The following is a 23,384-nucleotide window of genomic DNA, read 5'->3' as shown; positions in this document are numbered from 1 at the left end:
CTACCGGCCCGGTGGGCCGAGCTGTTCACCATGGGAACAACCCCGCCAGTCGCAGGCGTGAGCGCGACGGCGGGGCGGACATATAGGGAGCGCATGCTGTGGGTGGTACAGGCCCGGCACAGAACATTACCGCCCGGGGCCCACTGGTCGATCGCGCCGTGCGGTTGTTCGAATTCCTCAGCCGTGCGCAACAACTCAAGAACCAGCCGCCGCGGACTGTCGAGACCTACCAATCGGTGCTGTGGCTCGGAGACCTTCCCCACCACCGGGCCGTCATTGTGGCGCACCGCGGCGGCGATCCAGCGCCCGACGACGCGCTGCTCAGCATTGACCGGGTTCCGCGGCTCGACCCCCCGCCTCCTCACGAACCACTCCGTGAGTGGCTGACCGGACCGCTGGACGACCCCGACCGCGCGCCCGAGCTGCGCGACACCATCACCATGGTTGACGAGGTCGAGCGGACCGCCGACACAACCGATCCCGACCGGGGCACGTCGTCACGGCAGGTCTCCATCGATGACCGGCCGGACATCCACGATGAGTACGAGCAGTGGCGCATTCGCTGGCAGGGGTGGGCCGACCAAGAACTGCTCGATCGGCCGATCCGCACGCTCTACGGCCAGCTGTTCTCCACCTACGTCACCGCGACCGGCAACCCTGAGCAGCTTGAACTCGTCGTCGGCATCGGCTGCCTCGCGTGGACGCCTCCCGGACATCCGCCGGTCAAACGTCACCTCATCACCGCGCCGGTCGCCATCGCATTCCACGAGGACACCGGCCGGCTCACCGTCGAACGGGTTCCGTCGATCGATGCGGCCAGTGTTGAACTGGACATGCTCGATCCTGGCCTCACTGGTTCCCACCATATTAATGACATCCGCGACAAGGCCCGGGTCCTCGAGGCGCACCCGCTGCACCACGAAGAGGTTGGCTCCCTCGTGCGCCGCCTCGTCCACACCTTGGACGCCGAAGGCGAATACCAGGACCGAGACGACGCTCCCGGCCACGGCGCACACGCCGTGGCCGCCTTCGCCCCCGCCCTCATCCTGCGGAAGCGCTCGCAGCAGGGACTCGTGGAGATCTTCCAGACGATCGTGCGTCAGCTGACCGAGGCCGGCCACGTCCCTGACGGCGTGCTGCCGCTCATCGATCCCGACCACCGCCCAACGGTGGCCGGCGCTGAACCCGTCAACGGCGCGCTCACCATCGTCGACGACGATCCCTTCCTGCCGCTGCCTGTCAACGACACCCAGCTGCGGATCATCCGCCAGGTCGACACCAATTCCCAGACCCTCGTGCAGGGGCCGCCAGGCACCGGTAAGACTCACACCGCGGCCGCGCTGCTGTCCCACCTGTTGGCTCAGGGCAAGCGGGTCCTGGTCACCGCACATACCGACCGCGCGCTCAAAGAGGTCCGTGACAAGCTGCCTGCCGCGATCAAGCCGCTGTCGGTAGCCGTCGTCGGAACCTCGCGCGAGGATATGTCTGATCTCAAGGTTGCGGTCGAGCGCATCGCAGCGTCCGCGGCCGACCATGATCCCCGCCAGTCGCTTGAAACGATCCGCACGTGCCTGGGAACTATCGACGAGCTTCGCCGCCACCGGGCAGACCGCTACCGGCAGCTGATCCGCGTCCGCGAAGACGAGGTCAACACCTACGAGCACGCGGGCTACCGCGGGACGCTGGCCGCCGTCGCCCAGCAGCACCGGACCGAAGCTGACCAGTTCGGCTGGCTCGAGCAGTACGCCCAGGTCCCCTCGGATGCGTCGATCCCGCTGCACAACGGCGAAATCATCGAGTGGCGCGGCTATTTGCTCGACACCGGCCTCGCCGCGGACGAGCCCGAGTCCAACCAGCGCCTGCTCGACCTGGCAACCGTTGCCGACCCGGCCGACTTCGCGAAACTGGTCGCCGCGGAACGGCTCGCTCTCGCCAACCGCGACCGGCACTCACCGCACCGAAGGCACCCGGCGTTCGACGCCGTGCACCGCCTCGACGCCCCCGTGCGCCGCGACCTGCAGCATCGCCTGCACGGGCTAGCCAAGATCACAGAGGACCTCACACGACGTCGCGAGGCGTGGATGAGCGACGCGCTGTCCGACGTCCGCTCCGGCCGCGCGCGGGTCTGGCAGGCCCGTGCCCGCAACATCGCCGATCTCATCGGCCGTGCCGCACCGCTCGTTGAGCACCTGGATCAGCTGACCGAGGTCGCCGCCGAGGGCGACCTCGCTCCGCTCGTCGGCTGGGCCAAGGGGGTTCTCGAGCATCTCGCCGGCGGCGGCAAACTCAAGACCGCCTCGGATGGCACGCCCAGACTCGGCGCCTTTACGGCCAAGGCCTTCAAACAGGCGGAGCCCCTGTTTCGGCGGGTCCGCGTCGACGGCCTGCCGCCGACCACACCCGACCATCTCAACGCCTTCATCACCTGGGCCGACGCTACCAAAATTCTCGCGGCGCTCGACAGGGCCTGGCCGGAGGCAGTGGGCATCCCCAAGGAAGACACACTGCACGAGCGGTTCCAGTGGCACATCACCGAACTTGAGCAACTGGACCGGGTGCTCGGCCTCGCGGATGCCCTGGCAGCCGAGGAGCGAACCCTCGCCGAGTTGGAGCTACCACAACCGAACTGGACCGACGTGACCGCGGTACGGGCCTACGCCGCTCTGGTAGACGCGGCGGGGGCCGTGGACGCGTTGACCGCGGCCACGCTGCCCCTGCAGCGGATCGAGGAAACCCTCGTCAAGGCCGCGCAACGGGCCGACGCGGCCCCGTGTGTCCATCGGATGCTGCTGGCGACGTGCCAACGCGACCACAACGAATACGCGGAGGCGCACAAGCGTCTTGGACGTCTCCACGACGTACGCCGCACCACCCAGCGCCGCGACGCACTCGCAGCACGCCTGACCAGCGCCGCCCCCGCATTACGGCAGGCAGTCGCGGAGACCGCCGCCGACAGCCAGTGGCGTGAACGGTTGGCCGGCTTCGCCCAGGCCTGGGAATGGGCGGCCGCTGGCACCTGGCTCAGGGAACGCGACGCGGCGGACGTCAACGTCCTCCAAGCCGAAATTGCACTGACGGAAGAGCAAATCCGCCACCAGGTCGAGACGCTGGCCGCGACGCGCGCATGGAGCCACGCAGTGTCCCCGCAGCGGCTCACCGGGCAGGCACGCGCGAACCTCGAGCAGTACGCCTACCTGGTACGCCGTCTCGGCAAGGGAACGGGCAAGTACGCCGTCCAGCAACGAGCCGAAATCCGTCAGGCGATGGACCGGTGCCGGCCGGCGGTGCCCGTGTGGATCATGCCCATCTACCGGATCGCCGAGCAGCTGCAGATCCAGCCGAACATGTTCGACGTCGTCATCGTCGACGAAGCCTCACAGGCAGGCCTGGAGGCAACATTTTTGCAGTACCTTGCCCCCAAAATCGTCGTCATCGGTGACGACAAGCAGGTCTCACCCACCGCGGTCGGCGTCGACCAGCAGCAGCTGAGGGATCTCGCCGGCCAGTATCTCCACGACGACCCCTACCGCGCATCCTGGCAGGACCCGCAACGCAGCCTCTTCGACGAGGCCAAAATGCGCTTCAGCGGCCTGCTGACGCTCACCGAACACCGCCGGTGCGTGCCGGAGATCATCGGGTTCTCAAACCGCATCGCCTACGAACCCGACGGTATCCGGCTCATCCCGGTGCGCCAGTACGGCGCCGACCGCCTCGAGCCCATCAAAGCGGTCTTCGTCCCCGACGGCTACACCCGCGGTACCACGTACAAGGTCAATCCTGCGGAGGTCGACGCGATCGTCGACCAGATCGAGAAGTGCCTTGCCGACCCGCGCTACGACGGCCTGACCTTCGGCGTCATCTCCCTGCTCGGCACCGCCCAAGCCACCGCCATCGAGAAGAAACTGCTCGAACGGATCCCACCGGCCGAATGGGCGAGCCGACAGCTGCGCTGCGGCGACTCGGCGAACTTCCAGGGCTCGGAGCGGGACATCATGTTCCTATCCATGGTCGCCGCAGTCGAACCCGGCAAGCGCCTCGGTGCGTTGACCCGCGACCAGTACGTACAGCGGTACAACGTCGCGGCGTCGCGCGCCAAGGACCAAATGTGGCTGTTCCATTCAATCGCGCTGTCCGACGTCGCCAACCCCGACGACATGCGCTTCCAGCTTCTCGACTACTGCTACGGCGTGATCAATCGGGCCGGCAGCAGCACGGAGGGCGGTCTTGGAGCTGCCGTGCCTGACGACCGACGGGTCAAGCCGTTCGACTCCCTGTTTGAGCAACGCGTCTACAACCGCCTGTACGACCGCGGCTACACAATCATCCCGCAGTACCCCGTCGAGCCGTACAAGATCGATCTCGTCGTCATCGGCGCCAGGACCCGCCTCGCCATCGAATGTGACGGCGACACCTGGCACGGACCCGAGGCGTACGAGGGGGACCTGGCCCGCCAACGCGACCTCGAACGATGTGGCTGGCGGTTCTTCCGCATCCGGGAGTCGGCCTTCTACGTGGACCAGGCCGCCGCGCTGGACGAGCTCTGGAGCACCATGCGCGAGCTAGAGATCCACCCGTCAGGGTGGATCCCCGAGGACCTCGCCGACGGCGAGTCGTCAGAGGAAGGCGAACGGTTCTCCGCCACGCCCCCGGACCTCGTAGCCGATGACGCGGCAACGGTCGACCACGAGCGCCAGAGCAGCGCCTGGCCGGGCATCGTCGACCCGGACCCGCTGCCAGCTGTCTCAAGCCAGGAATCTCCGCCAGTGATTGCCGGTCATGCGATCGCGACACCCGCCGTTACAGAGCCTGTCGAGACCAAGCCTCGTGCCCCTGAACCGGCAGCGCCGCTATCGCCTACGTTTCTTCCTGCGCCTGCACGGCAGGTGACCGCAACACCGCGTGTTGCTAAACCGCCCGCGCGCCCGGCCACTGCAACACCGCGTATTGCTCGACCAGATCCCGCTACTGTGCCCTCGCCAGCCATAAGAGCTGCTCCCGACGCAAACGCGGGCGCAGACGATCAGTGGGTCCCCGTTCCGACCGGGTTTCGCTCCGTCGCCTGGGTGCGGCCATACGAGGCACTCGCCGCGCTCGACGCCTATGCGCAATGCAAAGACGTCCCGGTCCGGTTCGAAGGCAAGGTCACCGGCTGGGTACGGTACTACCAGAGCGACTCGCCCGACGCGCGTCATAACCACGCCAACGTGGTCGTTGAACGGGCCAGTGCGAGCGGCGCCAAGTCAACCTGTTGGCTCAAGCAGCACGAAGCCAAGGCCATCATCAGTGCGGCCAAGCACCGTCGCGACACTCCGGTCGAAAACTCGCGCTGGGAGCAGGTCGGCCTGGTGCAGTATTTCCCCTCGACCAGCGAGGCGACTCGGCGTTTCCAAAGCGTGACACGCCTGCTGCGGTTCACCGGCAGGCCGGGTGCGGGTGGGCGATCGGGCTAGTGAACATCTCCGGGAACCGTTCGTTGAGGAACTGCACCTGGTCCGCTTCTGCACCAGCTTCCTGCAACTCGGCAACCACCTTGACCGTCGAGGCGTACCACCGTGCGCCGCCCCTGCGTCCAGAAGGGTTGGAGGCCAGGAAATGCCCGACAGGGTTGGCCTTACGGGCACAGCGATCGATACGCGGCGCCTGGGATGTAGCGGGCCCACTCCACCGGGGTGATCGGGGTACCCGCAGTGGCACAGATCCAGGAGGCCACCCGGTCCGGATCGGGGTCCCACAGGCGCACGACCCCGTCCGCGCCCGCCGCCGCCAGCACGCGGCCATCGGGAGCGTAGGCGACCGTATACAGCCCGGCCCGCGGGCGGGTGAGCGCGGCGTAGGGCGTCGGGTCGCCGTGCGGCCCGGTCTGCCACAGCCACAGCGTGCCGTCGCCCACTGCGGCGGCGAGATGCCGGCCGTCCGGGCTGTAAGTCAGCCAGTACACGTAGCTGGTCGGGCCACGGAGCACTCCTCCCACCGGCCGAGGGTGGCCGTCGACGGACAGGTCCCAGAAACGGATCGTAGTGTCGGCGCTGCCGACCGCGAGGGTCCGCCCATCCGGGGTGAAGGCGACGCTGTAGACGTAGCCGTCGAACCCGCCGAGGGCCGGACCGAATTCGATCGGGTGGCGGGCGTCGGTGAGGTTCCACACGCGGGCATTGCCGTCAGTATCGGCAGAGGCCAGGAGATGGCCGGCGCGGCTGAACGCGATGGCCATAACCTGGCCCGAGGCGTTCAGTACGGCGATGGGGGCGTCCGTCGAGGCTGCGCGGTCCCATAGGTACACCTTGCCGTCGTCGCCGCCCGCTGCGAGCAGTTGCCCGTCCGGGCTGAAGGCGACGGACTCGACGAGCGCCGTCGGCCCGCGCAGGAGCCGTCCGGCCACCGGCCGGGCTGGTTCGGCGACGTTCCACAGGTGTACCGAGCCGCTGCGGGTGCCGACGGCGAGGGTGCTGCCCAGGCGGTCGATCGCCACGACGGCCGAGTAGGCGGGTGTACCTGCTGGGGCACGGATCGGGGACCCCGCACGCCGGGGGCCTCGCGGCGCTGTGAGGTTCCACAGCTGCAGGGTGCCGCCGCGGCCGGCGGTGACGAGGGTGCGGCCGTCGTCGCTGAACCCGGTATTGAAGATCGGATCGGTGCCGCTGGCGACGGGACCGGGCACCGCCCACAGCCGCAGGATGCCGTCGGTGCCGGCGGTGAGCAGCGTGTCCTGGTCGCGGTAGCTGACCGCGGTGACGGGAGTCGGGTGGGGCAGGGTCAGGGCGGTGGCCGCGGTGGCGGTGTCCCACACTGTGACGGTCTTGTCGGAGCTGCCGGCGGCGACGCTGGTGCCGTCCGGGCTGAAGGCGACGCTGTTGATCCACGAGTTCGGGCCGGTCAGCGGGTTGCCCTGCGGGCTGGGCAGGGCGGGATCGCGCACGTCCCATAGCCGGACGCGGGCGTCGCTGCCGCCGCTGGCCAGGGTGGCCCCGTCGGCGGCGAACGCCAAAGCGAACACCGTTCCGTCGGCGGCGTGGACGGCCGGCCCGGCCGGTGTTTGCGCGTCGGCGCGGTACAGCATGACGCCGCCGGCGTTGCCTCCGGCGGCGAGCACGCTGCCGCCGGAGTCGTAGGCCAGGGCGTGCACCTCGCCCACGCTAGGCGTCAGCGGGGGCAGAGGTCGCGGGCGGTGCGGGTCCTTGATCTCCCAGCGCCAGATGCGGGTGTCGTGGCTGCCCGCGACGAGATGTTCGCCCGCCGGGTCGAAGGCGAGCGCGTACACGGTCGACGCTGGCCCGGTCAGCGGGGCACCGATCCGGACCGGCCGGTGGGGGTCGAGCAGGTCCCACAGTGTGATCGTGGCGTCGGCGCCGGCTGCGGCGAGGATGCGGCCGTCGGGGCTGAACGCCAGCGCGAACAGCGGCTGCGCGGACGCGGGCACCGTCGCCCGGGCAACGGGCGCGCGGCTCGGGTCGGCGGCGTTCCAGAGCCGGATCACGCCGTCCAGCCCGGTGGCGGCCAGCAGCGTGCGGTCCGGGCTGTACTGGGCGGCCTGCAGGGCGCGCAGGGAGCCGAGCAACCTGGTCACCGTGGGCTCGACCGGGGCGTCGAGCAGGCTGGAGCGGGCCTCCACTGTCGGCGAGATCCGGTACGCGGCGAGACTGAGCTGCTTGGCCAGCGCCGGGTCGGAGTCGCGCAGCCGCTGCGCCTGCCCGGCGACGAGCCGGGAGATCGCCCGGTCGCGTTCGGCGATGGCCGACTGCCGCTGGCTGAACCCGTATCCGGCGGCCGCGACGGCCGTGACCAGCAAGGCCACCAGCGCGGCGCCGACGCCGTAGAGGCGACGGGTGCGCCGGTGCGCATGGCCGGTGCTGGCCGTCAGGAACTCGGTGACCAGCGGTGACGCCTCAGCGGCGTGCGCTCGGTGCCACTCCTGGGCCGTGGCGAGCCGCCCGCCCTGGTAGAGGGCGGCCCGGTCCCGGTCGTCGTCGCGCCATTGGCCGGCGGCCACGGCCAGTTGCTGGCCGACGACCAGGCCAGCGCGGTCCTCGTCGATCCACGACCGCAGCATCGGCCATGCGTACAGGAGCGCGTCGTGCGTGATTTCGACGGCCACGAGGTCGACGGTGATCAGCCGCTGGTCGACAAAGGCGTCCAGTACCTGCTGCAGATCGGCGCGGTCCCTGGCCGGAAACGACGCGAGCAGTTCTTCGCCGCCGATGCGGCGGCGCGTGTCTGCGGCATCCGTGCCGACGTGCACCAGCCGTAGGAACAGCCGACGCGCGACCTCGCGCCGGTGTCCGGTCAGGCCGCCGTAGGCCCGGTCGGCGCTCGCCGCGACGCCGCCGCCGACACCGCCTGCGTTCCGATAGGCCTCGATCGTCATCCGGCCGTTCGGCGAGTTCTCCCACGTCTGGTACAGGGCGTGTGACAGCAGCGGCAGCACGTTGCCGCCGGAAGGCCCGGCCGCCTCGGCCTGGCCCGGGGCGATGTCGCGCATCAGCAGCTCCACCAGGCCGTCATCGAGCTCCACGCCGGCCCTGCGAGCGGGGGCGGTGATCACCTCGCGCAGCTGCGCCTCGGTCATCGGGCCGACGGTCAGCTGACGGTCGCCCGTCGCCGCGAGCAGCTGGGGGTGAGCCAAGAGCTGCGGGTAGAAATCTGCCCGAACCCCGAGCACGACCAAGGCGCCGCCGGTTGCCCGGGCGCAAAGCTCGTCGACGAAGGTGCGTTGCTCGTCCGGCACGGCGGCGAAGACCTGCTCCATCTGGTCGACAATGATGACCTTGGCGTCCGGGCCGACCTGGCTGCGCAGGCCGGCCACCGGCGCCTCGCCTGGGACGGTCAGCGCTACCGGCCGACCACCTAGGGCCGGAATCAGGCCGGCTCGCAGCAACGACGACTTGCCGGAGCCGGACGCTCCCACCACCAACTGCAGGCCGCCGCCCGCCCGGTCGAGTGCCGCCATGCTTTCGACGAGGGCGGCGACCTGCTCGTCGCGTCCGAAAAACCACTCGGCATCGCTGGGCTGGAACGACGACAGACCGCGGTAGGGCTCGGGACCGGCGGCACGGCGACCGGAAGGCCGCCGCACCGACCGCCACGCGGCCATCCAGCGTTCGATCTCCTCGTCGTCGGTGACCCCGCACGCCCGCAAGACGTCGACGAACATCAGCCGGGACGACGTCGACGGCATGGCCCGGCCGGCGAACCAATCGCCGATCGTGCTATGCCCGCCGACCACCGCGACCCTGGCGGCCAGCTGCCGCACGGTCAGCCCGGCAGCATCGCGCAGCGACGACAACTCCCGGGCGAAGTCCGCGCGCGACGTGATCATCCCCGGACGTACATCGGTCATGACCTATTTCTAGCGGCGTCCGGCGCAGTACGGCCAAGTACGTCCGATACAGGACCCTGTACGGATCCGTCCGGATGATGACCCAAGACCTGGTCAGGACCCGTCGCCGTTGCGACCCTCGATGCGCCGGCCACACCACGGCACGGCCCCGGAGTCCGTTACCCAGAAGGGCGGGCGCTCCGGCGTGAGAACCCACAACTCCCTGAAAGGGCATCCATGACCAAAGACTGGGTCCAGTGGCACCAGGACTACGACAACCCGAACTCGTGGTTGGCGAAGAGGCTGGAAATTGTCCAACACAACCTATGTCGAGCTTTGGACGACGCCCCTTACGGCCCCGACGGCACCCGCCGCTTGATCAGTATCTGCTCCGGAGAGGGGCGCGATGTGCTGCCCGTGCTAGCCAAACACGACAGCGGCCGTAGTGTACGGGCGTTGCTAGTCGAACTCGACCCGACTCTGTCGCAGCGCGCCCGCGCAACGGCCGCCGACCTCGGACTGCAGGGAGTCGAGGTAGCGACTGCCGACGCGGGGAAAATCGACGTGTACCTTGGTGCTGGACCGGCCCATGTGATCATCGCATGCGGCGTCTTTGGCAACATCTCATCCGAAGACATTCAGCGAACCATCGCGACTCTGCCGGCACTCCTAGCTCCGGGCGGCATCGTAATCTGGAACCGCGGCCTCCTCGAAAACGGCGACGACCCAAGCCTCGAGGTGCGGACATACTTCGACGAACACGGCTTCGCGGAACTGTCCTTCACTAGCCCTGCCGGGTCGAGGAACAGGGTAGGCATGCATCAACTCTCCATCCATCCAGCGGAAATACCCCCAGCTGCCCCAGGCATGCGGATGTTTGCTTTCTGCTAACCGGAAGGCGGCCTTACAAGAAGGATCACTAAGCCCTGATCCACCGATGAAATTGATGTGGCTGTGGCAGGCCGGACGCGACGATGCCCCCGCGAGCTGGAAAGATAGAGGTTCTTGAGGCTTCTATCGTCCGGTTCGAGAGGGCACCGTCGGGGCAGGGTCTTTGCGTAGTCGATTGACGAGCGTTTGACCTGGGCGGATGTCGGCGTCCGTGGCTGGGGTCGGGGTGATGCGAGACGGGTGCGATCCATCGGTGATCATGGAGTTGCTGAGACAACATGACACCGACGAAGGACCGCACCCGCTGATGCCATCATTGCTGATCGACGTGATCCGCCAGCACGCACCCACCTCCACCAGCCTCATGACGGCGCCTCGCGCCGACGGGCCGTGCGGCCTGCTGGCAGCCTTGGCGCGAGTGCCGGATCCCCGCGATCGGCGCGGTATCCGCTACTCCCTGGCCAGCCTGCTCGCGGTGGCCGTGTGCGCGGTCCTGGCCGGTGCGGTCACGTTCGCCGCGATCACCGACTGGGCCGACGACCTCGACCCGGCTGCCGGCCGCCGGCTCGGGTTCACCGACCGGGTCCCGGTGCTGAGCACACTCTGGCGGCTGCTGGTCCGCGTCGACGCCCAGACGTTGCAGGCTGTGCTGACCGACTGGCTGCGCTCCCGCCTGCTGGCACTCCAGCCCGACCCAGCCATCACAGCGATCCCTCATGCGGGTCGTCGCCATCGACGGCAAGGTCCAACGCGGCGCCCGGCTGCCCGACGGCCGGCAGGTCCACCAACTGTCCGCCTACGACACCACCGACGGCGTGGTCCTGGCCCAGGTCCAGATCCCGGCGAAGTCCAACGAAATCCCGGCGTTCACACCGCTGCTGGAACAGGTCGCCGCCCGGCTGGGCAGCCTCGACAACGTGGTGTTCGTCGCCGACGCGCTCCACGCGCAGGTCGCCCACGCCCACCCTGGAGAGAGCGCGCCGCTTGTACGTGCGTGGGGTTCGTGTCCCTGGTCCGACCTCGCCGCGGGCGGCCTCGGCGGTGTCCTCGCCGCCGCGGCGGCCGCCGGCGTGCCGGCCCTGGTCCTGCTCGGCATCGCGCTGCTTGTCCCTGGCAGCTGTGGGCTGCTGGGTGATCGCCAACCGGGACCGCACCGAGAACACCGTTGCGATCATCACGGCCGCGCGGACCCGGTCCGACGCCCCGGCCCGGACGCCGGGCCCGCGGCGCGGCCGCCGGCCTGGCACCGCCGGTCCGAGGCCGGCGGCAGCCGTACCCTCGCGGCGCCCGGCCGGGGACCCGCAACTCGAACAAGCCGAAGGTTGAGCCGCACCACATGCCGTGTGAACTGCAGTATCGGTGAGATCGAGGTGGCCCGCCAGGAATCTGATGGGGCCACCTCCGTGGAGATGCTCAGACGGACCTGCGCCGCTGCCGCAACTGTCGCGGTGCCCGGTAGTCGTTGAGCTTGATCCTGCGCCAGGCGAACAGCCACTCCCGCACAACGTTGGCGTCGGTGACGCCGCAGCCGGTCAGGAAGTCGCAGAGCGACTCGAAGTTGGGCAGCTTGTCGGTCTTGCGGAGCAGGTCGCTCAACGTGCTCGGCGCGACGCCGAGCCGCTTGGCCAGCTCGCGCACCGGCGGGTCGCCGGCCCAGATCTTCAGCTGCCGCACGTACTCGCACCCGGCCGCCGGCTTCCATGGGCGCCGAGTCATCACAACTTTCGGGGCGTCCGCGCGGGTCTGCGGCAGCTTCAGGCCGGGCGGCGTCCGCGTTAGCCGGTTGTGGAACTCGATCCCCGTACTTCCGAGAACATCCATTCTCGGAAGCCCGATGCTGAGGTTGCTTCCGAGAATGCGGTGATTGACGCTCTCTAGGGCCCCGGAACTACTTCTGAGAACGTGGAGGGTGTCAGCGACGTCGTTGCGCAGGAGCTCGCTGCGCCGCGGCGTGGCCGTGCGCCGGCGACGCTGCCGGCCGAGTTGGAGGCGGTGCACGCCCGCTACGTCGAGCAGCTGCACCGCGTACCGCTGTCCGACGAGAGCAAGTGCCGGTCGTCGAGCACCGCGAGGGTTGCCCGGCACTGAGCGGAGGAGTTGGCGGGCGTCGTCCTGCGTGGGCTGGAAGCCGTCGAGCGTGTCAGAATTCAGCTTCAGCTCGGCGACCCGGGCGGCGCGGGGGCGCGCTGGCCAGGTCGCTGGTCCCGGTCTGCAGCTCGACGGGGTCGACAGAACGGCGTGAGGGCCACGCCCGAATCGGACGTGGCCCTTGTCGTTGCTGGTGATCTCCGGCGTGATGACCAGGAGGTCGGAGCACTATCCGGGATCCGGACTCGAGAGTCGCCGCGCGATGTGACCGAGGGTCAGTGGTGGTGGATCAGCCAGATCATTGTGTCCATGGCGGCCTTGCCTGCGGTGGTGGCCGCGCCGGTGAGGAGGCCGTAGGTGATGACCTGCAGGGCGCGGCGGGCGAGCCGGCGGGGTTCCGGGGTGGGGTTGTGGTGCTGGCTCGGCGGAGTGTCGGGGGTCGTCGTCGGGGGCGGGGTGCGGTGGAAGAGGTTCATACGACCAGCGTTTGGTGGGTGGGGTCCGGTTCGGTTCGGGCGACGGGACCGGATACCGGATGCCTGGTCCGGTCCGGTCCGGTCCGGACCAGACTGGTCCGGTCCGGTCCGGTCCGGTCCGGTCCGGTCCGGTCCGTGCATGGGTACGCTTCGGTTGCCTGTGGTGACGGTGGGTGGAGTGTGATGGGTGTGGCTCGTGATCCGATTCCGCTGACGCGCGGCGCTGTCAACCGGCTGGTCGTCGATGTCGGCGACCCGGGCCTAGACGCCCTGACGGCGCACGTGCCCGCTGACGAGCACGGGAAGAAGGATGTCAGCCGGACGACGGTGCATGAGTTGCTGACCGGCCCGGTCGCTGGGCCGCGGAAGCCGAAGTGGGCGACGATCGCGGCGGTGGTGCGGGCCTGCGAGTCGTACCACCGGATGCATGGTGGCCGTGCGGCGCATCAGCGGATGGCCGAGGCGGGTCGGTTCGATCTCGACCAGGCAGGGCCGTTGCGGGTGTTGTTCGATCGGGAGACGGGTGGGGGGCCGTCGGCGCAGTTCGTGGCGGTCCGGGACCGGTATCTGTCGCGGTTGCGGGAGCGGTACCAGCGGGTGGATCTGGAGATCCTGACGCCGTTGACCGATCAGGGCGAGCATCCGGTGATGCTGTTGGAGCAGGTGTTCGTGGCGCAGCGGGTGCGCGCGGATCCGCCGCCGGTGGAGGTGCCGCGGGAGGTGTGGCAGCGGCTGGTGGATGTCGGGCTGGGCGACGACGCTCATCTTCCTGAGCAGGTTGATCGGGAGAAGCTGGAGGCGGTGCTGCGCGCGTACCGTGACCGGCCCTGCCGGCCGGTGTTGGAGGTGATCGCGGAGCCTGCTGGTCGCAAGCTGGTGCTGCTGGGGGATCCGGGGGCGGGAAAGTCGACCTTGGCCCGGTACCTGCTGCTGGCTCTGGCGGGTGCGCACGCGCCGGTGGACGGTACGGGAGATCCGGTGGACTCGTTCGGTGGGCCGGGTCCGGGTGGGCGGGTGCCGGTGGGGTTACGCGGGTGTCTGCCGCTGCTGGTGGAATTGCGCACGTATGCCGAGTCGCGGTGGCGTGCCGGGCGTGAGGTGACGTTCCTGGATTTGATCGATCATCTGCACGGCACCGAGGACGTTGGGTTGCCTCGGTCGGTGTTGGAGCCGTTCCTGGACGACGGCGGCGCGGCCGTGGTGATCTTCGACGGGCTGGACGAGGTGTTCGATCCTCGGGTCCGGGCAGAGGTGACCGCCCAGATCGAAGGGTTCGCCGCCCGCTATCCGCGGGTCCGGGTCGTGGTCACCTCCCGGGTGATCGGCTACCGGCGGCAGATGCTGGACGGTGCTGGGTTCGGGCATTGGATGCTGCAGGACCTCGACGACGACCAGATCCGCGCCTTCACCACCGGCTGGTACGACAGGTCCTGCCCGGATGACCCGGTCCAGGCGGGGCGGCTACGGGACCGGCTGCTGGCGGCGGTCGGCGCCTCGGCCGCGGTGGGCGAGTTGGCCGGTAACCCGATGCTGCTGACGATTCTGGCGATCATCGGTCGGCGTCAGGAGCTGCCCCGGGACCGGCGCAGCGTGTACGAGCACGCGGTCAACGTGCTGGTCGAACGCTGGGACGTCAACCGGCACCTGCGGGATGAGCGGATCAACGTCGATCTGCTCGACGCGCAGGACAAGCTTGAGCTGTTGCAGTTGGTGGCCCGGCACATGCAGGACGCCCCGAAAGGGCTGGCCGGTAACCATGTTCCCGGACCGAACCTGGTCGACTGGTTCCGCGGCTACCTGGAACAACGCTTCGGCCTGCCGGCGGAAAGGTCCATCCCTGCGGCCCGGGCGATGCTTGCCCAGTTCCGGGAACGCAACTTCATTCTGGCCCGGTTCGGCTCCGAGGTGTACGGGTTCGTCCACCGGGCATTCCTGGAGTACCTGGCCGCCGGTGACCTGACCCGCCGCCTGACCGACTTCGACCTCACCCCCGATCAGGTGTTGGCCGTCTACGAGCAGCACTGGCACGACCCGGCCTGGGCCGAGGTGCTGCTCCTGCTCACCGGCATGATCCCTGACCGACTCGCCGTACAGGCCATCACCCGACTGCTGGCCGCGGACCCCTACTGGCGGCTACGGCCCTACGTCCCTCGGCACCTGCTGCTCGCCTTGCAGGCCAGCACCGAGATCCGAAAGACCGCGACCCTGGCACCCCACGCGCACGCCCTGACCCGAGCCTTGACGACCCTGTTGGAGGAAACCGCCACCCGTGAGCAACGCCACGACCAGGAGCTGTCCGATGCGGTCGACCGGCTGACCCCGCACCTGGCCGGGGTCTTCAGCCCGACCTGGCCCGCCGCCGTCCTCTACCAGAACTGGTACCACCGCTCCAGCCAACGGCTTGCCAGCATCCCTCCGTACACCACAGCCAGGACCGCCGCAACCATCCACACGACGCTCACCAGCGATGACCTCGGTACCCTTCGCCGCAACGCCACAGACCCCAACTGGGCTACCCGAGAGGCGGCGGTGCGGGCGATCGCGGCGGGCTGGGCCGACGACCCGGGCACCCTGCCGTGGCTGCGTGACCGGGCCACCACCGATCCCGGCGAGGCCGTGCGGCGGACGGCGGTGGAGGCGATCGCGGCCGGCTGGGCCGACGACCCGGGCACCCTGCCGTGGCTGTGCGACCGGGCCACCACCGACGACCACTGGGCCGTGCGGCAGGCGGCGGTGGAGGCGATCGCGGCCGGCTGGGCCGACGACCCGGGCACCCTGCCGTGGCTGCGTGACCGGGCCACCACCGACGACCACTGGGCCGTGCGGCAGGCGGCGGTGGAGGCGATCGCGGCCGGCTGGGCCGACGACCCGGGCACCCTGCCGTGGCTGCGTGACCGGGCCACCACCGATCCCGGCGAGGCCGTGCGGCAGGCAGCGGTGGAGGCGATCGCGGCCGGCTGGGCGCAGGACGAGGGCACCCTGCCATGGCTACGTGACCGGGCCACCACCGATCCCGGCGAGGCCGTGCGGCAGGCGGCGGTGGAGGCGATCGCGGCCGGCTGGGCCGACGACCCGGGCACCCTGCCGTGGCTGTGCGACCGGGCCACCACCGACGACCACTGGGCCGTGCGGCGGGCGGCGGTGGAGGCGATCGCGGCCGGCTGGGCGCAGGACGAGGGCACCCTGCCGTGGCTGCGTGACCGGGCCACCACCGGTCCCGGCGAGGCCGTGCGGCAGGCGGCGGTGCGGGCGATCGCGGCCGGCTGGGCGCAGGACGAGGGCACCCTGCCATGGCTGCGTGACCGGGCCACCACCGATCCCGGCGAGGCCGTGCGGTGGGCGGCGGTGCGGGCGATCGCGGCCGGCTGGGCCGACGACCCGGGCACCCTGCCATGGCAGGGTGCCCGGGCCACCACCGACGACCACAGGGCCGTGCGGCAGGCGGCGGTGCGGGCGATCGCGGCCGGCTGGGCCGACGTCCCGGGCACCCTGCCATGGCTGCGTGACCGGGCCACCACCGATCCCGGCGAGGCCGTGCGGCAGGCGGCGGTGCAGGCGATCGCGGCCGGCTGGGCGCAGGACGAAGGCACCCTGCCATGGCTGCGTGACCGGGCCACCACCGATCCCGACGAGGCCGTGCGGCAGGCGGCGGTGCAGGCGATCGCGGCCGGCTGGGCGCAGGACGAAGGCACCCTGCCATGGCTGCGTGACCGGGCCACCACCGATCCCGACGAGGCCGTGCGGCAGGCGGCGGTGCGGGCGATCGCGGCCGGCTGGGCCGACGACCCGGGCACCCTGCCATGGCTGTGCGACCGGGCCACCACCGATCCCGACGAGGCCGTGCGGCAGGCGGCGGTGCGGGCGATCGCGGCCGGCTGGGCCGACGACCCGGGCACCCTGCCATGGCTGTGCGACCGGGCCACCACCGATCCCGACGAGGCCGTGCGGCAGGCGGCGGTGCAGGCGATCGCGGCCGGCTGGGCCGACGACCCGGGCACCCTGCCATGGCTGCGTGACCGGGCCACCACCGACGACCACTGGGCCGTGCGGCGGGCGGCGGTGCAGGCGATCGCGGCCGGCTGGGCCGACGACCCGGGCACCCTGCCATGGCTGCGTGACCGGGCCACCACCGACGACCACTGGGCCGTGCGGCAGGCGGCGGTGCAGGCGATCGCGGCCGGCTGGGCGCAGGACGAAGGCACCCTGCCATGGCTGCGTGACCGGGCCATCACCGACGACCATGGGGCCGTGCGGTGGGCGGCGGTGCAGGCGATCGCGGCCGGCTGGGCCGACGACCCGGGCACCCTGCCATGGCTGCGTGACCGGGCCACCACCGACGACCACAGGGCCGTGCGGCAGGCGGCGGTGGAGGCGATCGCGGCCGGCTGGGCCGACGACCCGGGCACCCTGCCGTGGCTGTGCGACCGGGCCACCACCGATCCCGACGAGGCCGTGCGGCAGGCGGCGGTGCAGGCGATCGCGGCCGGCTGGGCGCAGGACGAGGGCACCCTGCCGTTGCTGCGTGACCGGGCCACCACCGATCCCGACGAGGGCCTGCGGCAGGCGGCGTACAGGCGATCGCGCAAATAGCTGCGTGACAAACTTCGCTCTCGCGATGTGGTTTTGGGTGGAGTTCCCCCCTCGGACCGGACACTGCGGGTGCCGGGAAATCATCCGTGCTGGTCATAGGCTGGTCAACGCCGCCCGGTGTTCGCGGCCCTGTGCTTGCCGAAAACGTCATCCACCCTGGTCAGAGCCAATACCGGGCCATTAGGGATCTTGACCCGTGCGGTGCGGCCGTCCGCACGCATGGCCGACGATAACTGCGGGATGATGGCCCGTCGTGTGGCTACGACTGGCGTACCTCGGTGTGACGAACGCCCTCACGATCCTGCGATTGCTGCCGATGAGCGACCGGGACAAGGACGCCGAAATCCTCGCCCTACGCCACCAGCTCATGGTGCTGGAACGCCAACTGGGCAACGAGAAGGTGCGGTTCGACCCTACCGATCGAGCGTTCCTGGCAGCGTTGCTGCACCGACTGCCACTGGATGTGCTCCACAGGCTGCGGTTACTCGTCCGTCCCGACACTGTCCTGCGCTGGCACCGCGATCTCGTCGCCCGTCGCCACGCGGCCGCCTCCCGACCCAAGCGCCCCGGCCGGCCGCGCACGCTACGTCAATCCGCATCCTGGTGCTCCGCCTGGCAAGGGAAAACCCCAGTTGGGGCTACCGACGTCTACACGGTGAACTGCTCGTACTGGGAGTCAAGGTCGCCGCGTCCACAGTCTGGGAGATCCTCCACCAGGCCGGGATCGATCCGGCACCCGAACGATCCGCCAGCACCTGGGCGGACTTCCTGCGCTCACAGGCCGACGCCCTGCTGGCATGCGACTTCCTCGAAACGATCACGTTGAGCGGGACACGAATGTACGTCCTCGCCGTGATCGAGCACGCCAGCCGCCAGATCCGGGTCCTCGGCGCCACCGCGCATCCGACCGCCTCCTGGGTGGCCCAGGTCGCGCGAAACCTCGTTATGGACCTCGAGGACGCCGGATCCAACGCCAGACATTTGATCCGCGACCGGGACGGCAAGTTCCCCGAACTGTTCGACGCCGTGCTCGCCGACGCGGGTATCAAGGTCGTGCTCAGCGGCATCCAGACACCCCGCATGAACTCGATCATGGAACGCTGGGTGCGGACCTGCCGCCACGAACTGCTGGACCGGACGCTGATCTGGAACCAGCGACATCTCCTGCACGCGCTGCGCGAATTCGAACACTTCTACAACGAACATCGTCCGCATCAGGGCCTCGCCAACGCCCGACCGCTGCGCCCACTGCCCACACCGATCGCTGATCCGGACCAGATAGCCAGGCTCCGCGTCCGACGACACGATCGACTTGGCGGCATCCTCCACGAGTACGAACATGCCGCTTGAACTGCCCGGATGAGGTTTTCGGCAAGCACAATGCCGGTTGAGGATGTCCTCCGGCACCTCCCAGTAGCGATCGAGCCAGGTGTCATCTGCGACGAGGCCGGGCAGGTGCTGAAGCCGGAGATAGTCCTGCAGCGACTGGCCTGTCCGGAAGACGGGCGAGAAGGCATCGCGGACCCGGTCGCGCAGCTGTGGACGGTGCACCTGCAAGTACGCCGCAACCTGACGGGCGTGACCCTCCTTGTTGTGCAGCACTGGCAGCCCCAGTGCCCTCCAGTTGGCGTTGGCGACGCCGAGTTCGACGTCGAGGGAGCGGACGGCCGCAACCGAGGCCGTCGCGCGTCACGCTGCCGACACAACCGTCGATACTCAGCCAGCGCCGCCTGCTCCGTGACGAACCCGCCCCGCCGGGCCTGCATCCGCGACCCCACAAGATCACGACCAAGCTCCAGCCGGAACCCGAACAACCCAATCACCGGATCCCGAACAACCACATCAACATCGGACATGACAACCTCCGCTGCCTCACGGTCCGGGACGGTCCCTCCACCTCATCCGACCGCGACCCAGCACGAACCACAACAGCACTCCACACCACCGGAGGAACCCAAATCGAGTGATCCCCTTGACCACACCACCAGCCGCCGCTGGACCCGGCTGGCGCCTCAAGATCGTCGCAGCATTCATCCGACAGCGACGGACGAGACGGCCTACAGCCGTTCGAGCCGGTTGCTCAGCGCACCGATCACCCGATTGAGTGATCGACTGCTTGCAGGCCAGCCCAGTTGGCGGTACCGCTGGACGAGTAAGCCCGGAGGTGTGGACGTTTGTCGTGAGCCCCCGTCTTCCGCGCGATACCGATCGGGCACTGTCGTCAGTACGATCCATCCATCGTGCCACCGCCCACATCGGCGACCGGTACAGCGAATCAGTCTGGCGACTCACAAGCAGCGTTTATACGCTTGCGGAAATAGTACGTCGCCGCCAAAAAAGATGGGTCGACTCATGAGTCCCAGGCGAGCTGGCTGGCTATGCCCCAACGTATGGGCAATGCCGCAGCATTTCGGGTCGAATCCCGTAAAACAGCTGATCGCGCCTTCCAGCGTGCTGCATACGGTGTCCGGCACGAGCACGGAGTTGCAGGTCGGGAACAACTACGGCAGCTGGGCAGCGGCGACCGCGGACCGTCAACCTCGTGATGATCGCTTGTGGATCAAGTTGCCCGTGGGCACAAGAGTCGGAGACCAGCTGCATCAGGCATCGTGGGTTCTTCAGGATCCCTTGCAGCGCGATGCGCCGCCGACGGTACTCGAAAGCTACCGAAACGCCCTCACGTTCAATGAAGGCACCGAAGAACAACCTGGCCTGCGATCACCACAACTCGGCGCGGTCCACGCCGTACTCGGATACTGGACAACTAAACGGACAACGCCGGCCACGGTAGTGATGCCGACCGGCACTGGCAAGACCGAAACAATGCTCGCCTTACTGGTCGCAGCACGACTGCCGCGAGTGTTGGTTATCGTGCCGTCCGACGCGCTTCGGGAGCAGATCGCCGCCAAGTTCCAGACGCTGGGCATCTTGCAGCAACTGGGCATCGTCGACAGCCAAGCGATTCGGCCCGTCGTCGGACGGGTGCAGCACCGGTTTGAGGACCCCGGGACCGCGACGGCATTCGCCGAGGCCTGCAATGTCATCGTGGCAACCCCGCAGTCACTGAACGCCAGCAGCGAGGAAGCGATGCACGCCCTGCTGGAGCAGTGCTCGCACTTGTTTGTCGACGAAGCCCATCACGTCACGGCGCGCACGTGGTCAGCGATCCGCGACGCGTTCGCTGGCAAGAACGTCGTGCAGTTCACTGCCACCCCTTTCCGCGAGGACGGGAAGCACCTGCATGGCAGCACGATCTATTCGTTCCCCCTACGTGAGGCGCAGGCCCAGAGGCTGTTCGCCAGTATCGACTACCAGTCAGTGATCGACTTCTACGACGTCGACGAGCAAGTCGCCAAATTGAGCGTCGCCCGCCTACGGCGCGACCGCGACGAGGGCTACGACCACGTGTTGATGGCTCGGGTCAACGGCATCCCGCGGGCCAAACAGGTCAAAATGTACTACGACGCCATCGCCGCTGACCTGAACCCCGTCATCATCAACAGTCAGATGCCGAAGGGTCAGCAGCACGACGCGTTGACGGCCCTGCGCGACCGGACCTCGCGAATCATCATCTGCGTCAACATGCTGGGCGAAGGATTCGACCTTCCCGCGTTGAAAGTCGCCGCCGTCCACGACCCCCAGAAAAGCCTGGCTGTGACGCTGCAGTTCATCGGCCGGTTTGCCCGAACCTCCGCACACGGTAACTTCGGCGCCGCGTCGATGTTCGTGGCCCGCTCCGAGATCGGCGCCGACCACCGGCTGCGCGAACTGTACGCCGAGGACTCCGACTGGAATGTCATCCTGCGCAACCTCACCGAGGCCGCGGTCGAGGAGCAACGTGCGATCAGCGAGTTCGAGAGCGGCTTCACGAGCATGCCCAAGGAGGTCACGCTCCGGAACCTGTTGCCGAAGATGAGTACGGTCGTCTACCGCACCCCTACCAGCGGGTGGGAACCGCTCAACCTCGCCGAGTACTTCGGTGAGGAACAGCTGTACACCCAACCCATCGGGATCAACCACCAGGCCGGCGTCGCGTGGTGCGTCGTCGAACGGCACACCGAGGTCAGCTGGGGTGACGTCAAGTCCCTCGAAGACGTCACCTATGAGCTGTTCCTGCTGTACTTCGACGCGACCCGACGGCTGCTCTACATCAACAACTCGGCCAACGACGGCGTGTTCGAAGACCTCGCCGATGCCGTCGTCGGAGTAGGCGCCAAACGATTCACCGGGTCAACGGTCTACCGCGTCATGGCGGACATCGACCGCCTCGTGCCGACCAACGTCGGCGTCATCGACGCACACGATCAGTTCCGCCGGTTCTCGATGCACGTCGGCTCCGACGTCACCGCCAGCTTCTCGCAGGCCGAGGCCGGCACGAAGTCGCAGACCAACATCTCCGGCGGTGGCTACCGGGACGGCGAGCACGTCAACATCAGCGCCTCGCTGAAGGGCCGTATCTGGTCGGCCGCGACAGCGCAGAGCATCAAGCAATGGCGGGACTGGTGCAACGGCATCGGTGAACTCCTGCTCGACGACACGATCAGCATCGACAAGGTCATCGGCCAGTTCATTCTCCCTGAACCCTTGAAAGGCCGGCCCGACGGCGTACTCCTCGCCGTCGAATGGCCATGGACCGTGCATACGATGCAGGCCGAGAGCCTCCGTCTCGAGTTCGGTGACAAGGCCTACGAGGCCGTGCACACCGACCTCATTCCCGACACTGAGAACACGGCCGGCCCCTTCCGGTTCACGGTCAAGTCAGGTGCCTGGGCGGTCGAGTACGAGGCCACTGTCGAGGGCGGGGTACTGCGCTACCGCAGCACTGCCGATCGCGAGATCAAGGTCATCCGTCCGCGCTCCGAGCTGCTTCTGAGCGACTGGCTCAACGCCAACGGCCTGCTGTTCGTCCTGGACGGCGACCGCATTATCGAGAACGATCTGATCTACAAGCCCACCTGGGACAAGCCGCCCTACGACCGGAGCCAGCTCACCCCGCTTCGCTGGGCAGGCACCAACTTGAAGGTCGAGTCGCAGACCAAGGACAAGCTCGTCGACTCGATCCAGTACCGGGCCATCGCCGAGCTCAAGCAGGAAAGCTGGGATGTGTTGATCGACGACGACGGCGCCGGCGAGATCGCCGACATCGTCGCGATGCGCCTCGAAAGCGACGTCCTGCTCGTGCGCCTGATTCACTGCAAGTACTCGCATGAGGACACCCCCGGCGCCCGTGTCGCCGACCTGTACGAGGTGTGCGGCCAGGCTCAGAAGTCCATCATGTGGCGGCGCAGTGATCTCCTGCCGTTCTTCAGGACACTCGCTGATCGAGCCCGCAAGAAGTTCCAGCGGGAGGGAGTCAGCCCGTTCGAGATCGGCGACTTCAGGACGCTGCATATGCTGCAAGAGAAGGGCATGGTCCTTCGCCGGAAAGTCGAGATCGTCATCGCTCAACCAGGTCTGTCCGCCGCCAAGGCATCGACCCAGCAACTGGACCTGCTCGCATCGACCCAGGCATACCTCAAGACGACCATCAACGCGCCACTCACCGTGTGGTGCAGCGCATAGACGACGGCCGCCAGGTGATGAAGATCAGCAGGTCGCGGGCACCGTCGGGGATATTCTCCAGCGGCCGCAGAGCACCGAGGACGACCGCGGTGATCGGGTTAGCGGTGAGGTCGTCCGGATAGCTTGAGCTCGGCGCGTCGAACTGGAACGCGACCTGGACCAGGACCATCCCCGCCGCGCCGGCGGAGGGCAGCACGAGCACGGCGAGCAGCACCGTCCGGTCGGTTGAAGGCGGCCCGGCCCTGCGCATGCCAGGCAGCCGTGACCGCGTCGACCAGAACGGCGGCGAATCCGGAACAGGCATCGGCAACCAGACCGTAGGCGGTGGCTCTCGCTTGTGGCGGCCACCTCTCGGACAGCATCAGAGTGACACCGCCGGGCAACCGCGAGGACGGCGAAGGCCGTCAGCATTGCAAGCTGCCCGTCACCGCCGAAGCCAGGCCGTGCGTGCGTCAGCGACGGGT

General features: G+C 68.7%; 11 protein-coding genes and 1 pseudogene. 8 read left to right on the top strand and 4 right to left on the bottom strand.

Annotated elements, in window-relative coordinates; translation table 11 throughout:
• Positions 1 to 158: 158 nt before the first annotated feature.
• Entirely contained in the window at positions 159 to 5,450 is a 5,292-nt protein-coding gene (locus tag OHA72_RS22600; protein ID WP_327009770.1) for a PDDEXK-like endonuclease domain-containing protein, read from the top strand.
• A 161-nt stretch (positions 5,451 to 5,611) separates the two neighbouring features.
• Here OHA72_RS22600 and OHA72_RS22595 read toward each other — a convergent pair whose 3' ends face one another.
• Positions 5,612 to 9,334 (bottom strand): nSTAND1 domain-containing NTPase, encoded by a 3,723-nt coding sequence (locus OHA72_RS22595; RefSeq protein ID WP_327009769.1) that lies wholly within the window; start codon positions 9,332 to 9,334, stop codon positions 5,612 to 5,614.
• A gap of 216 nt (positions 9,335 to 9,550) precedes the next feature.
• On the opposite strand from OHA72_RS22595, the gene OHA72_RS22590 reads away from it, so the two are divergent.
• The 3 genes and pseudogenes from OHA72_RS22590 to OHA72_RS22580 all read left to right on the top strand — a co-directional run bounded on the left by OHA72_RS22590 (position 9,551) and on the right by OHA72_RS22580 (position 11,670).
• Positions 9,551 to 10,204 (top strand): methyltransferase domain-containing protein, encoded by a 654-nt coding sequence (locus OHA72_RS22590; protein WP_327009768.1) that lies wholly within the window; start codon positions 9,551 to 9,553, stop codon positions 10,202 to 10,204.
• A 400-nt stretch (positions 10,205 to 10,604) separates the two neighbouring features.
• Positions 10,605 to 10,808: pseudogene (locus OHA72_RS64790) on the top strand (transposase family protein); the annotation flags it as partial.
• 112 nt (positions 10,809 to 10,920) lie between these two features.
• Complete coding sequence (locus OHA72_RS22580; protein ID WP_327009767.1) at positions 10,921 to 11,670, top strand: transposase; 750 nt, start codon at positions 10,921 to 10,923, stop codon at positions 11,668 to 11,670.
• Here the strand turns inward: OHA72_RS22580 and OHA72_RS22575 are convergent.
• A complete protein-coding gene (locus OHA72_RS22575) occupies positions 11,618 to 11,878 on the bottom strand; it encodes a hypothetical protein (RefSeq protein ID WP_327009766.1) in 261 nt (86 codons plus the stop codon). The genes OHA72_RS22580 and OHA72_RS22575 overlap by 53 nt on opposite strands.
• 228 nt (positions 11,879 to 12,106) lie before the next feature.
• Here OHA72_RS22575 and OHA72_RS22570 point away from each other — a divergent pair, with 228 nt between their 5' ends.
• The gene (locus OHA72_RS22570) at positions 12,107 to 12,292 is read left to right on the top strand and encodes a hypothetical protein (RefSeq protein WP_327009765.1); all 186 of its coding nucleotides are present in this window, start codon (positions 12,107 to 12,109) and stop codon (positions 12,290 to 12,292) included.
• Between the two features lie 275 nt (positions 12,293 to 12,567).
• On the opposite strand, the gene OHA72_RS22565 is transcribed toward OHA72_RS22570, so the two are convergent.
• A complete protein-coding gene (locus OHA72_RS22565; RefSeq protein ID WP_327009764.1) occupies positions 12,568 to 12,768 on the bottom strand; it encodes a hypothetical protein in 201 nt (66 codons plus the stop codon).
• Positions 12,769 to 12,957: 189 nt separating this feature from the next.
• Between OHA72_RS22565 and OHA72_RS22560 the strand changes: the two genes are divergently transcribed.
• The 3 genes from OHA72_RS22560 (at position 12,958) to OHA72_RS22550 (ending at position 22,920) form a co-directional block, all read left to right on the top strand.
• On the top strand, positions 12,958 to 17,358 hold the full coding sequence (locus OHA72_RS22560) for a HEAT repeat domain-containing protein (RefSeq protein ID WP_327009763.1): 4,401 nt from the start codon (positions 12,958 to 12,960) through the stop codon (positions 17,356 to 17,358).
• Positions 17,359 to 17,961: 603 nt separating this feature from the next.
• The gene (locus tag OHA72_RS22555; protein WP_327009762.1) at positions 17,962 to 18,708 is read left to right on the top strand and encodes an integrase core domain-containing protein; all 747 of its coding nucleotides are present in this window, start codon (positions 17,962 to 17,964) and stop codon (positions 18,706 to 18,708) included.
• A gap of 1,047 nt (positions 18,709 to 19,755) precedes the next feature.
• Positions 19,756 to 22,920: a DEAD/DEAH box helicase gene (locus tag OHA72_RS22550; protein WP_327009761.1), complete on the top strand. Its 3,165-nt coding sequence runs from the start codon at positions 19,756 to 19,758 to the stop codon at positions 22,918 to 22,920.
• Here OHA72_RS22550 and OHA72_RS22545 read toward each other — a convergent pair.
• A complete protein-coding gene (locus OHA72_RS22545) occupies positions 22,898 to 23,134 on the bottom strand; it encodes a hypothetical protein (RefSeq protein ID WP_327009760.1) in 237 nt (78 codons plus the stop codon). The genes OHA72_RS22550 and OHA72_RS22545 overlap by 23 nt on opposite strands.
• Positions 23,135 to 23,384 lie beyond the last annotated feature (250 nt).

This window comes from Dactylosporangium sp. NBC_01737, assembly GCF_035963215.1.
In the GTDB taxonomy this organism is placed as follows: domain Bacteria; phylum Actinomycetota; class Actinomycetes; order Mycobacteriales; family Micromonosporaceae; genus Dactylosporangium.
Note: the sequence above shows the minus strand (reverse complement) of the source record. Positions and strands in the feature narration are given on the sequence as shown.